12 protein-coding genes are annotated in these 12,358 nt (G+C 70.6%); 8 read left to right on the top strand and 4 right to left on the bottom strand.

Going from position 1 to position 12,358, the window contains the following annotated elements; translation table 11 throughout:
• Nucleotides 1-1,170 (top strand): pyridoxal phosphate-dependent aminotransferase, encoded by a 1,170-nt coding sequence (locus ACIQPR_RS41980; RefSeq protein WP_403660439.1) that lies wholly within the window; start codon nt 1-3, stop codon nt 1,168-1,170.
• Nucleotides 1,171-1,202: 32 nt separating this feature from the next.
• Nucleotides 1,203-1,787 (top strand): TetR/AcrR family transcriptional regulator, encoded by a 585-nt coding sequence (locus ACIQPR_RS41975; RefSeq protein ID WP_403660436.1) that lies wholly within the window; start codon nt 1,203-1,205, stop codon nt 1,785-1,787.
• A gap of 83 nt (nt 1,788-1,870) precedes the next feature.
• Here ACIQPR_RS41975 and ACIQPR_RS41970 read toward each other — a convergent pair whose 3' ends face one another.
• Complete coding sequence (locus tag ACIQPR_RS41970) at nt 1,871-2,647, bottom strand: SDR family oxidoreductase (RefSeq protein ID WP_403660433.1); 777 nt, start codon at nt 2,645-2,647, stop codon at nt 1,871-1,873.
• 200 nt (nt 2,648-2,847) lie between these two features.
• On the opposite strand from ACIQPR_RS41970, the gene ACIQPR_RS41965 reads away from it, so the two are divergent.
• Entirely contained in the window at nt 2,848-3,720 is an 873-nt protein-coding gene (locus tag ACIQPR_RS41965) for a helix-turn-helix transcriptional regulator (RefSeq protein WP_403660430.1), read from the top strand.
• A 69-nt stretch (nt 3,721-3,789) separates the two neighbouring features.
• Here the strand turns inward: ACIQPR_RS41965 and ACIQPR_RS41960 are convergent, their stop codons facing one another.
• Nucleotides 3,790-4,410 carry a TetR/AcrR family transcriptional regulator gene (locus ACIQPR_RS41960; protein ID WP_403660427.1) on the bottom strand — a complete coding sequence of 207 codons (621 nt, stop codon included), beginning with the start codon at nt 4,408-4,410 and terminating at the stop codon, nt 3,790-3,792.
• 145 nt (nt 4,411-4,555) lie between these two features.
• On the opposite strand from ACIQPR_RS41960, the gene ACIQPR_RS41955 reads away from it, so the two are divergent.
• The gene (locus tag ACIQPR_RS41955; protein WP_403660424.1) at nt 4,556-5,017 is read left to right on the top strand and encodes a cupin domain-containing protein; all 462 of its coding nucleotides are present in this window, start codon (nt 4,556-4,558) and stop codon (nt 5,015-5,017) included.
• Nucleotides 5,014-5,358, top strand: a complete 345-nt coding sequence (locus ACIQPR_RS41950; RefSeq protein WP_403660421.1) for a hypothetical protein — start codon at nt 5,014-5,016, stop codon at nt 5,356-5,358. Before ACIQPR_RS41955 ends, ACIQPR_RS41950 begins: the two co-directional genes overlap by 4 nt.
• Before the next feature lie 197 nt (nt 5,359-5,555).
• Here the strand turns inward: ACIQPR_RS41950 and rraA are convergent, their stop codons facing one another.
• On the bottom strand, nt 5,556-6,041 hold the full coding sequence (gene rraA / locus ACIQPR_RS41945; protein WP_403660418.1) for a ribonuclease E activity regulator RraA: 486 nt from the start codon (nt 6,039-6,041) through the stop codon (nt 5,556-5,558).
• An 83-nt stretch (nt 6,042-6,124) separates the two neighbouring features.
• Between rraA and ACIQPR_RS41940 the strand changes: the two genes are divergently transcribed.
• Both ACIQPR_RS41940 and ACIQPR_RS41935 read left to right on the top strand, forming a co-directional pair.
• Entirely contained in the window at nt 6,125-7,225 is a 1,101-nt protein-coding gene (locus tag ACIQPR_RS41940) for a lactonase family protein (RefSeq protein ID WP_403660415.1), read from the top strand.
• A gap of 80 nt (nt 7,226-7,305) precedes the next feature.
• Nucleotides 7,306-8,169 carry an FCD domain-containing protein gene (locus tag ACIQPR_RS41935; RefSeq protein ID WP_403660412.1) on the top strand — a complete coding sequence of 288 codons (864 nt, stop codon included), beginning with the start codon at nt 7,306-7,308 and terminating at the stop codon, nt 8,167-8,169.
• A gap of 77 nt (nt 8,170-8,246) precedes the next feature.
• Here the strand turns inward: ACIQPR_RS41935 and ACIQPR_RS41930 are convergent, their stop codons facing one another.
• Nucleotides 8,247-9,596, bottom strand: a complete 1,350-nt coding sequence (locus ACIQPR_RS41930) for an MFS transporter (RefSeq protein WP_403660409.1) — start codon at nt 9,594-9,596, stop codon at nt 8,247-8,249.
• Between the two features lie 102 nt (nt 9,597-9,698).
• Between ACIQPR_RS41930 and acnA the strand changes: the two genes are divergently transcribed.
• On the top strand, nt 9,699-12,347 hold the full coding sequence (gene acnA / locus ACIQPR_RS41925) for an aconitate hydratase AcnA (protein WP_403660406.1): 2,649 nt from the start codon (nt 9,699-9,701) through the stop codon (nt 12,345-12,347).
• Nucleotides 12,348-12,358 lie beyond the last annotated feature (11 nt).

Below are 12,358 nucleotides of genomic sequence, written 5' to 3'. Positions count from 1 at the left end.
ATGCCGCTCACCATCACCACCCAACCACCGCTGTACGGCACCGCCGGCGCCGTCGCCCGGATCGCCGCCGCCTCCCGCCGTACCCAACAGCCGCAGTCCCGAGGCGATCTCGTCTCCCTCGCCATGGGCGAACCCGACTTCGACACCCCGGAGAAGGTCACCGAGGCCGCCGCCGCCTCGCTGCGTTCCGGGCGCACCCACTACTCGCCCCTGCTCGGCGAGGCCCCCTTGCGTGAGGCGCTCGCGGCGAAGCTCTCGGTCACCGCCGGCGCGCCGGCCTCCGCCGCCGACGTCCTGATCACACAGGGCGGCACCGCCGGGCTCTCGGCCTCGATCCTCGGCATCGTCGACCCCGGCGACAAGGTCGTGATCCCCGACCCCACGTACTCGCTCTACGGCGACCTGGTCGCCATGGCGGGCGGCACCGTCGTCCCCGTACCGCTCGGGCCCGACCTGCACTGGGACCTGGACCGCCTCGCCGACGCCCTCACGGACGCCAAGCTCTTCGTCTTCTGCAACCCCGTCAACCCGACGGGCATCGTGCACAGCCGCGAGGAACTCGAAGCGCTCGCCGAACTCCTCGACGGCACCCCCACCCTGGTCATCTCGGACGAGGCGTACGCCGACCTCGACTACACCGGCCGCCCCTTCACCTCGGCGATCTCGGTCGACGGCCTGCGCGAGCGCACCGTCCACTGCCAGACCTTCTCCAAGAGCTACGCGATGACAGGCTGGCGCGTCGGCTATCTCTGGGGACCGACGTCGCTCGTCCAGGCCGCCGCGCGCGTCCACAACACGTTCAACGGCTCGGTGAACACCGTGGTCCAGGACGCCGCGCTCGCCGCGGTGGAGCACTGCGCCGCGGACGTCGCCCGGATGCGGGCCGCGTACGAGGAGCGCCGGGACATCATGCGCGACGCGCTGGCCACGATCCCCGGTCTCACGCTCAGCACTCCCGAAGGCGCCTTCTACCAATTCCCGCGCTACGACCTCGACCTGCCCTCGGTGGAGGTCGTGGCGGCGCTGCGTTCGCACGGCGTCGCGGTGCGGCCCGGCAGCGAGTTCGGGGCCTGTGGGGAGAATCATCTGCGGCTGTCGTACGCTGCCAGCCCGGACTCCATCGCCGAGGGGGTCCGTCGGCTGGCGGACGGTCTCGCGGCGCTGCGATGAGCACCGTCCCGTACACGACGAGGAGTCGGCCCATGCGCAGCGACACCGAGCGCAACCGTCGGCAGCTCATCAAGGCCGCCGCGCTGCTGTTCGAGAACTCACCGACGCCGGTCAGCCTCGCCGAGATCGCCAAGCAGGCCGAGGTGTCCACCGCGACGGCCTACCGCCACTTCTCCTCCGTCGAGGAGATCCTGCACGCCTTCCGCGCCCAAGTCGGCTCGGAACTGCGCGACTTCAGCGCGCGGCAGACCAGCCGGGGGATGGCGAGACTCGAAGCGGTGTCGCGGCACTGGGTGTCCCTCGTGCTCGAACACGGCGGCGCGATGGCCCAGATGCGCTCGCACCGCGGCTATCTGGAACGCCTGCGCGAGGGCACCGGCTACCTCACCCCGCAGGCCGAGGCGCTCGCCGAGCCGCTCCGGCAGACGACCGAGGACCTCGGGCTGGGCGACCTCGGCGACGAAGCCCTCTACGTGTGGAACGTCCTGTTCGACCCCCGCGACATCCTCGACCTCATCAAGAGCGGACGCACCGAGGACGAGGCCGCCGCCCGTCTCGTATCGGCTCTGCGGGGTGCGTTGATCGGCTGGTCGGCGGCGGAACCACGCAAGGACTGAGGGAGCAGCAAGGGAGTAAGGGAGCGGCGGGGAACCGCCCCGGCCGGGCGGATGTCCGCCCGGCCGGTCGTACTCGGATTCCTTCAGGCCGCCTGGCCGGTGGGCATGACGGTGATGTGCGAGAGGTTCACCCGCGCGGGAAGTCCGGCGAGGAAGCCCACGGTCTCGGCGATGTCCTCCGGCTCAAGGCACGGCACGACGGACTTGAACCCCTCGGGGAAGGCCGGACCGCCGCTGCCGGCGACGTGGTCCTTCAACTCGGTGTCCACGAGACCCGGTTCGATCACCGAGACCCGGACCTTGTGAGCACCGAGTTCGGCCCGGAGGTTGTGGGACAGGTGCGTGACGTACGCCTTGGTCCCGGCGTACACGGAGAAGGCAGGCAGCACCGAAGAGGCCGCGACCGACGAGGTGTTGACGAGGTCGGCGACTCCGCGCTCCGCGGCGGCCCGCACGAGCTGAGGTGTGAACGCGGCGACGACGTTCGTCAGGCCGGTGACATTGAGGGCGATCTCCTCGCGCCATGATCCTTCCGCGAGGGCCTCGGCGGGGTTGAACAGCATGACCCCCGCGTTGTTGAAGAGCAGGTCGGCACCGCCCAGTTCGGCCGCGACCCGGTCGGCCGCCGACCGTACGGCCACGGCGTCGGTCACGTCGACGGCCAGCGCGAGCGCCCGGCCGCCGTTCTTCTCGATCCGGGCGACCATGTCGTTCAACCGCTCCGCGCGCCGGGCCAGGACGACGACCCGGGCGCCCAGCTCCGCCAGGTGCTCGGCCGAGGCCGCGCCCACGCCGCTGGAGGCTCCGGTGACGACCGCGACACGGCCGGCCAGGGGGCGAGGGGAGGTCTGCGTGGTCATGATGAACACCTTTCGGGCGGTGCGGAAATCCGCGCTTGCCGGGTGCGGACGTCACCGCACCTCTCACCACCAGGACACCAGTCGCGCACACCCCACCGACCGGCCAAACGCGCCCTGTCGGGACAGGCCCTCACGAGGCTGGTACCGGCAGGGCCACCTGCGGCAGCACCGGAGGAGTTCGCTCCCGCGACACTGGAGTCATGGACCGAAGCAGTGAGACCGCCGCCTTCCTGCGTTCCCGACGCGCCGGGCTGACCCCGGACCGGGCCGGGCTCCCCGCCGACGGGCGCATCCGCCGGGTGCCCGGTCTACGCCGCGACGAGGTGGCCCGGCTGGCCGGCGTCAGCACCGAGTACTACACCCGCCTCGAACAGGGCCGCGCCGGTTCTCCCTCCCCCGAGGTCGTCGAGGCCCTCGCCCGCGCCCTGCGCCTCGACGCGTCCGAGCGCGAGCACCTCACCAACCTGCTGGGCCGCCCCGCCGCCCCTCGCCGGACCGCAGCCCCGCACTACCGGGTCAGACCCGGCCTGTACCTACAGCTACAGACCCTCGACCATGTGCCCGCGTTCATCCTGGGCCGCCGCGCCGACGTCCTCGCCTCCAACCGCCTCGCCCGCGAGGTCCTCACCGACTTCGACGCCCTGCCGGCCCCGCGCCGCAACCTGGCCCGCTACTACCTGCTCGACCCCGAGGCGCGCGAGCGCGTCGCCGACTGGGAACGCGTCGCCGCCGAGACCGTCGCCGTCCTCCGGCTCGAAGCCGGCCGCCATCCCCACGACCGGCGGCTCGCCGACCTCGTCGGCGAACTCACCCTGAAGTCACCCGAGTTCTCCACCTGGTGGAACGACCACCGGGTGCTCAGCCGCACCCACGGCACCAAGTCCTACCGCCACCCTTTGGTGGGCGACCTGCACTTCTCCTACGAGTCCTTCCAACCGCTGGGCGACCCCGACCAGACCCTGTGCGTCTACAACGTCGAACCGGACTCCCCCACCGCCCACGCCCTCCAGCTCTTGAGCAGCTGGACCGCTCCCGAACTCCGGACACGGCCCCCGGCAGAGCCTCAGGCCTGAGCAGTCAGCCGGGCCTGCGCCTCCGGTTCGGACTCCTTTGTCCGGCCCACGCCGGAACGTGCAGGCCGCTCAGCCGGCGGCGGGCCTCGCAGGAACGGCCGCGACCGCCGCGGCGGTCATCTGCCGGGCCGTGGTCACAAGGCTGGCGATCGCGTCGTCGGGGGTCAGGCCACAGAGGTCGGTCAGGGCGAACAGCGACTCGGCGCTGACGACGAGGGCGAGACCGCGGACCAGTTGCTCCACGTCCGCGCGGTGCTCGGAACCGCAACTCTCGGCCCAGGGGGCGAGGGCGTGCTCGATGAGACCGAAGCGATGGGCGGGACGGTCCTTGGACGTCGAGGGTTTCGCGATGGTGGAGGCGACGACTGCCCGGACGGCGCCCTGTCTGCGCAGCACCGCCCGGCCGAGGATCTCGGCGGCCTGGCCGATCCGTTCGACCGGGTCGTCGCCGCGAGTCGTCGATCGCAGGACCGCGACCAGGTCCTCCGTCATCACGGCGGCACGCAGGAGGGTGAGGAGGTCGGGGAAGTAGCGATAGGCGGTCGCTTCGGAGACCCGCGCGTGGGCCGCGACCGTCGGCATCGTGATCTCCGCCCCGGTGTCGGCGAGGTCGCGGGCGGCCGTGACGATCGCCGACCTGGTGCGTTCCATCGTGTTGCTGAGCCCGTTCGGGCGACCCCGCTCGACCATGATCATCCTTTCGTGCCGACCCCCAGCATATAGGGCGCACCCCCTGAATTGGAGTCAACTCTTTTTTTAAGAGTCGGCTTGCAAAAATGCTCCGACCGATCGTAGGGTCCTGGCCATTGGCAACCCCACCAGTCAGGGAGAGTTCATGGCCAAGGTGTCGATCACCGGTCCCGGCGAGGGCGAACTCATCGTCAACGGCCCGTCGACGATCCGGATCCTTGAGGACGGCAGCAACACCGAACACCGCCTGGGAATGGGCGAGATCACCATCCCCGCGCACACCGCCGGACCTCCGCAGCACCGCCACGCGCAGCACGACGAGGGGTTCTACGTCCTCTCGGGCAGCGTGCGGTTCACCGTCGGCGAGGACGACCACGACGCCGGTGCCGGTACGTGGGTCATGGTCCCGCCGGGCGCACCGCACACCTTCGCCAACGTGACCGACGAGACGGCGGTCATGCTCAACACCTTCACCCCGGACCTGTACGTGCAGTACTTCCGTGACCTCAAGGCCATGGTCGAGTCCGGGCAGCCGTTGTCACGCGAAGCGGTGGCCGAGGTCTGGACGCGCTACGGCACCGAACCGTCGACCGAGTACGCCTCGTGACCATCCTCCTGGGAGCGAACGCCGTCGGCGCGGTCGCCGGCATCGCTTTCGCACTGGTGGGAGGGGTACGCCCGGCAGCGCTGAGCGAGAGCGCCACACCGACCGCCGGCGAACGCTTCTACGGCTGGATGTACGCGACCAGAGGGGTACCTCTGGGAGTGGCGGCCCTCGTCGCACCCCTGGCATGGCCCGGCCCCGCCGCCGCACTCGTCCTGTGCGCGGCCGCGGCGGCCCAGATCGGCGACGCCGTCATCGGAGTCGCCACCCGGAAGACGACGATGATCGCGGGTGCCTCGCTCCTGACCGCGATACACGCCGCGACGGCGGTCGCCACCGCCTGAGCCCGGCCCGCGTCATGGAGGGCACGGGCACGGACGGGTCGGTGATCACCCCCGATGCGGTGCTCGCCGACCCACTGCCGCCCGTCCCGCCACCGATCGGGGGCGCGTCACCGCCGCGCCTGCCGGCCACGGCGTGCCTGAGGTCACCCACCTCCTGGAGGCCGACGGCACGACAGTGTTCTCCTGCCGGCGCCCGCTCAGGGCTGGTTCGGCAGCAGTACGACACCGTCGTCGTCGGCGTGCAGCACGTCCCCGGGGCCGAAGGTCACCCCGCCGAAGGTCACCGGCACGTCGACGGCGCCGGTGCCGGCCTTTCCGCTCTTGCGCGGGTTGGCGCCGAGGGCCCGTACACCGAGGTGGATGCCGGCCAGCGCGGCAACGTCACGGACCGCGCCGTGGATGACCAGGCCCGCCCAGCCGTTGTCCCGGGCGCGGGTGGCCATGATGTCGCCGAGCAGCGCGGTGCGCAGGGAGGCGAGGCCGTCGACGACCACGATGTGACCGTCGCCGGGTTCACGGAGCAGTTCGTGCAGCAGGGCGTTGTCGTCATGGCAGGAGATCGTGCGGACGGGACCGCAGAAGGAGCGGACCGCGCCGTACGAGGTGAACTGGGTGTCGCAGACGCGCAGTTGCTCACCGTAGCGGTCGACGAGGTCTGCGGTGGGAACCGGGACGGTGGACATCGGGCCTCCTGGCGGGTGGACCTGAGAGTGGTGCGACCTGCACAGCCCTTTTGTATCAGACGGCCGATCAATACAATATGGCCATGAACGCACTCGCCCGTCGCACAGGCACCGTCGCCTACGTCGGCTCCCGCACCACAGCGGCACGCGAAGGCCGGGGCAACGGCATCGAGGTGTACGACGTGAGCGCACGGGGCGACGCTTGGACCCACCTCCAGACCATCGCCCTCGACAATCCGACGTTCCTGGCGACCGACCACGACCGGCGTTTCCTGTACGCCGTGCACGGCGACCTGGACTACGTGAGCGCCTTCCGCATCGACCCGTACACCGGTCTGCTCGGCGCCCTCGGGCGTCAGGACACCGGCGGTCGTAATCCCGCGCACCTGGCGGTCGACCCCACGAACCGTTTCCTGGTGGTCGCCAACCACTCCTCGGGCAGCATCGCGTCCCTGCCGCTGCTCGCCGACGGCCGGCTCGGTCCGGTCCGCGATCTGCTGGAACTGCCCGGCGAGCCCGGCCCGCACCGCGCGGACCAGACCGGTTCCAGGCCGCACCACGTGCCCTTCTCGCCCGACGGCCGCTTCTTCGTCGTACCGGACAAGGGTCTGGACCGGCTATTCACGCTCACGTTGGAGTCGGATTCCGGGAAGCTCGGTCTCCGGCGGTCGGTTGCGACGCGGGAGTTCGCCGGGCCCCGGCACATCGCCTTCCACCCCCGGCTGCCGTACGCCTACACCGTCGACGAACTGCGCTCGACCGTCACCGCGTACCGCTGGGACGCGCGGGAGGGAGCACTCGAAGCCGCTCAGACACTCCCCAGTACCGCGCCCACGGCGACCGGCGACAGTCGCGGCGGCGAGATCGCGGTCAGCCCGGACGGGCGGTTCGTCTACGCGTCCAACCGCAGCGGCGCCGGGGACAGCAGCCCTGGTGGACCCGGGCCCGACACCATCACCGTGTTCGCCGTGGACGACGGAACGCTGGCGCCGGTGGGCCGGGCCTCCACCGAGGGTGTCCGGCCGCGGTTCTTCTGTCTCGCTCCGGACGGCGGGCGGATGTACGTCGCCAATGAACGCAGTCACTCCGTCGTCGCCTTCGACATCGACCCCGGCACGGGCCTTCCGCACCCGAACGGGACCGTCGTACGGACCGGCTCGCCCGTCTGCGTTCTCTTCGGTTGAGGGGTTCATAGGATGAGGCGTCCTGTCCCGACACGTGCAGAGCGCAGGGGGCCATGTCACGGCTGAACCTGACCACTTCCATGGCCACGCAGCTCATCGACCTGATGCGTCGCAGCGGCCTCGACGAGGGCGCGCACATCACCGAGCAGTGGGCGGCCGACGAGCTACAGGTCTCCCGCACGCCGGTGCGCGGGGCGATGCTCTTCCTCGCCGAGGTGGGCATCCTCGATCGCGTGCCCAACCGGGGCTTCTTCCTCGCCCGGGACGCGAAGGCCCTCGCCCGCCCCGTCCTGACCGAGAGCGAGGACGGGGAGCAGAAGGCGTACTTCGACATCGCGGACGACTACGTCGGCGGGCGTTTCAGCGGCTCCTTCACCTCCGCCGACATCGCCCGCCGCTACCGGCTCTCCCCACGGCAGGCCGACCGGGTGCTGTCCCGGATGGAGGCCGAGGATCTGGTGCGGCGCAAACCGGGCGGTCGGGGCTGGGAGTTCCAGCACGTGATGGCCACGGTCGAGGCGCACGCGCAGAGCTACCGGTTCCGGATGATCATCGAGCCCGCCGCTCTTCTGGAGCCCGGCTTCACACCGGACCCAGAAGCCTTCGCGCTGCACCGGCAGCAGCAGGAGGCTCTGTTGCACGGGGACATCCTGTTGCTGCCGCGGGCGGAGCTGTTCCAGGTCAACGCGTCGTTCCACGAGATGCTGGTGGGCTGCTCCGGCAACCAGTTCCTGCTGGACTCGGTCCGGCGGGTCAACCGGCTGCGCCGTCTGATCGAGTACCGCCACCAGCTCGATCGCTCCCGTCTGGCCCATCAGGCCCGGGAGCATCTGCACCTCCTGGACCTGGTCGAGAGCGGCGATCTGAAGGAGGCCTCGGCCTTTCTGCACGAACATCTGGGCAAAGTACGGTCCGTGAAGACCGGGGCCGGCCCCGAGGACTAGGACCAGGGGAAGGCGTCCGGCCCCGCCGTTCCCGTGGCGGGGCCGATGCCTGGATCCGAACCGACAACTCCTGACGGCTACGGCGTGACGGACGAAGGCCGCTGCTTCTCGCCCGTCCGCCGCCGACCGGTCGGGGAACCGGGGCCACCGTTGATCCTGATGGCGACCGTGAGGACGAAGGCCAGCGCCGTCAGGCCGCCGAGGAACACCAGCCCGCCCGTGGCGCTTCCCGTCGAATCCTTCACCCAGCCGATCGTGTAGGGACCGAAGAAGCCGCCCAGGTTGCCGATGGAGTTGACCACAGCGACGGCGACCGCCGCCGTGGAGCGGGTCAGGAACTGCGTCGGCAGCGCCCAGAACGGGGACTTGAAGCTGTACATGCCGGTCAGTGACACGGCGATCAGGGCCATGCCGAGCACCGCGGAGTGGGCGAAGCCCGCGGCGATCAGGGTGACGGCGGCCAGGGCGAGCGGGATCGCCGCATGCAGCTTGCGCTCGCCGGTGCGGTCGGAGCGGCGCGACCAGCACACCATGCCGACGGCCGCGACGACGTACGGGATGGCACTGATGAAGCCGACCTCGGTGTTGCTCAGGCCTGCGGAGAAGCCCTTCACGATCTGCGGCAGCCAGTAGCCGACGCCGAGGCTGCCGGCCTGGTAGACGAAGTAGACGACGGCCAGCAGCAGGACCTTCGGGTCGGACATCACCTTGAGCGTGCCCAGCTTCTTCGCGTGCGGATTGGCCTGCTGCTCCTGTTCCAGTTCGGCGGTCAGCCACTGCCGTTGGCGCTCGGTGAGCCACTTCGCGTCGGCGGGCTTCTCGGTCAGCACGAAGTAGCAGGCGACGCCGAGCACCACGGCCGGGATGCCCTCCAGGATGAACATCCAGCGCCAGCCGCTGAGCCCGAACCAGTGGACATGGTCCATGATCAGCGCGCTGAGCGGGGCGGCGAAGACGTACGAGGCCGGGATCGCGGTGAGGAAGAGCGCGGTGGCGGTGGCCACCTCCTTCTTGCGGAACCAGTACGTCAGGTAGACGACGATGCCGGGGAAGAAGCCGGCCTCCGCCACTCCCAGCAGGAAGCGCAGCACGTACAGCTGGACCGGGGAGTGCACGAACGCCATGACGGTGGCGAGGATTCCCCAGCTGACGAGGATCCGGGCGATCCAGCGGCGGGCGCCGAAGCGGGCGAGGGCCAGGTTGCTCGGCACCTCGAAGAGGAAGTAGCCCCAGAAGAACAGCCCGGCCGCGAGGCCGAAGGCCTGGCTGCTCAGGCCCAGTTCCTTGTTCATCTGCAGAGCGGCGAAGCCGATGTTCGCGCGGTCGATGTAGTTGACGACGTAGAGCACGAAGAGGAACGGGAGGATGCGCCGGGAAACGGTGCGCATCGTCGCGGAGGCCTCGCTCGGATCGACGGTGATCGCCATACGGAGCTCCAGACGGCTCAGGCAAGAGCGGTTGTATCAGTGAGCGGCTTGAGACAATATTGGGGGTGTTCTTCGCCGCGTCAAGAGACCCGGAGTCAGGCTTTGAGTTCCGATTGCCATCGCACCGCCGTGCTCACCGTCGACGGCCGCTCCTACCGCTACCGGCCGCTCGACGGACTGCTGCCGTCCGGGCGACTACCGGAGCTTCCGTACGCCGTACGGATCCTGTTGGAGAACGTGGCCCGCCGGGCACCCGAAGCCCTCCCGGAGGTCGCCGCGCGGGCACTGGCCGGGAAGGGCGCCTGCGAGGTGCCGGTGCGTCCGAACCGGATCATGCTGCACGACACCACGTGCCTGCCCGCCCTGGCCGACTTCGCGGCGATGCGCGACAGCGTCGCCGAACTCGGCGGTGACCCCGAGCGGTTGCAGCCGTCCATCCCGGTGGACCTGACCGTGGACCACTCCGTCATCGTCGAGGAGTACGGCCGCCGCGACGCCGTGGAACGCAACCTGCTGATCGACTTCCGCCGCAACGGCGAGCGGTACGAGATGGTCAAGTGGGCCGAGGGCAGCGTGCACAACTTCCGCGTGATCCCGCCCGGCACCGGCATCATCCACCAGGTCAACATGGAGGCGCTGGCCCGGGTGGTGTGGGAGACGGAGCCGGACGACGGCGGCTTGCCCGAACTCCATCCGGACGTACTGGTCGCCACCGACAGCCACACCCCGATGATCAACGCGCTCGGCGTGGTCGGCTGGGGCGTCGGCGGCCTTGAGGGCCAGGCGGCCATGCTCGGCGAGCCGGTCACCATCCAGTACCCCGAAGTGGTCGGCGTCCGGCTCACCGGCCGGCTGAGCCCGGGCGTCGGCGCCACCGACCTCGCTCTCACCCTCACCGAACTCCTGCGCGCCGAGGGGGTGGTGAACAAGTTCGTCGAGTTCTGCGGCGACGGCGTCGCGCGCCTGGGCTGGGCGGAGCGCGCCGCCGTCTCCAACATGGCACCCGAGTACGGGGCGACCTGCGTCTTCTTCCCCTACGACGACGAGACCACCGCCTATCTGCGGCTCAGCGGCCGGGACGAGGACCACGTCCGGCTGGTCGACGCCTATCTCACCGCGCAGGGCCTCAAGCGCGTGCCCGGCGCGGCCGAACCCCACTATGACCAGGTGATCGATCTCGACCTCGGCTCGGTCGAGCCCAGCCTCGCCGGACCCCGGCTCCCTCACCAGCGGCTGCCGCTGTCGGCCGTAGCGGAGTCCTACCGGCTCTCCGCGCGGCCCGCCGACAACTACCCGGTGGAGACGGGTGAGTTCGACGAACCGCTGCCGGAGGGCCCGATCGCCGTCGCCGCCATCACCAGCTGCACCAACACGGCCAACCCCGCACTCGTCGTGCAGGCCGGGCTGCTCGCCGAGCGGGCGGTGGCGGCCGGACTGACCGCCAAGCCCTGGGTGAAGACCTCGCTCTCCCCCGGCTCCCGGGTCGTCGAGGAGTACCTCCGCGCGGCCGACCTCCTACCGGCCCTGGAGAGCACCGGCTTCCACATCGTCGGCTTCGGGTGCATGACCTGCATCGGCAACTCCGGCCCCCTGCACCCGGAGATGGAACGGCTCGCCGTGAAGAACGCCGTGGAACCCGTCGCCGTGCTGTCCGGCAACCGGAACTTCGCGGGCCGGGTCAACCCACGGATCTCCCTCTCGTACCTCGCGTCCCCGCCACTGGTCGTCGCCTACGCCCTGGCCGGCTCGATCCTGCACGACTTCGACCGCACGCCCCTGGGCACGGGCGCCGACGGCACTTCCGTCTATCTCAAGGACCTGTGGCCCTCCGACGAGGAGGTCGCCGCACGGGTCGGCGCGGCCGTACGCCCGGAGATGTTCCGCGACAACGCCTCCCGCATCCGGCAGGGCACACCGGCCTGGCGGGAGATCCAGGCCCCCACCGGCACGCGTTTCCCCTGGGATCCGGACTCCACCTACATCCGTCGCCCGCCGCACCTGACAGGCCTCTCGCCACAGCCCACGGCCCGACTGCGCCTCGACCGGGCCAAGGTCCTGCTGCGCCTGGGCGACGACGTCACCACCGACCACATCTCCCCGGCCGGTGCCATCCCCGCCCTCAGCACCGCGGGCCGCTGGCTGACCGAACGCGGCACCGCCCGGCGCGATCTCAACCAGTACTCCACCCGCCGCAGCAACCACGAGGTGATGCTGCGCGGCGCCTTCACCAACGCGACCGTCACCAACCTGCTGCTCACGGACCAGCCGGCGAGCGGTGGACAGGCGTACGCGGTCGACCGGTCCCGAGTCCTGCCCGTGTACGAGGCGGCAGCCACCTACCGGGAGGCGGGACACCCCCTGGTCGTGATCGCCGGCCGCAACTACGGCGCCGGCTCCAGCCGTGACTGGGCCGCCAAGGCGCAGGCGCTGCTCGGTGTCCGCGCTGTCGTCGCGGAGTCCTACGAACGTATCCACCGGTCGAACCTGATCGGCATGGGCGTCCTGCCCATTGAGTTCGCCGAGGGCGAGGGCGGGTCGGCGTACGGCTTCACCGGCGCGGAAGACCTCTCCTTCGAGGGGCTCGACGACCTGACGGTCGGCACCAACCGCGTCACGCTGCGGATCCTGCGCGCGGACGGCTCCGGGACGGCCGCGGAGCTGAGGCTCAGGATCTTCTCCCGACAGGAGCTCGACTACCTGCGGCACGGCGGGATCCTGCCGTACGTCGTGCGCCGGACGGTCGGTTCCTGAGCGCGGCGCCC

This window comes from Streptomyces sp. NPDC091280, from assembly GCF_044768565.1.
GTDB lineage: Bacteria > Actinomycetota > Actinomycetes > Streptomycetales > Streptomycetaceae > Streptomyces.
This window is presented reverse-complemented; position numbering and strand designations above follow the sequence as displayed.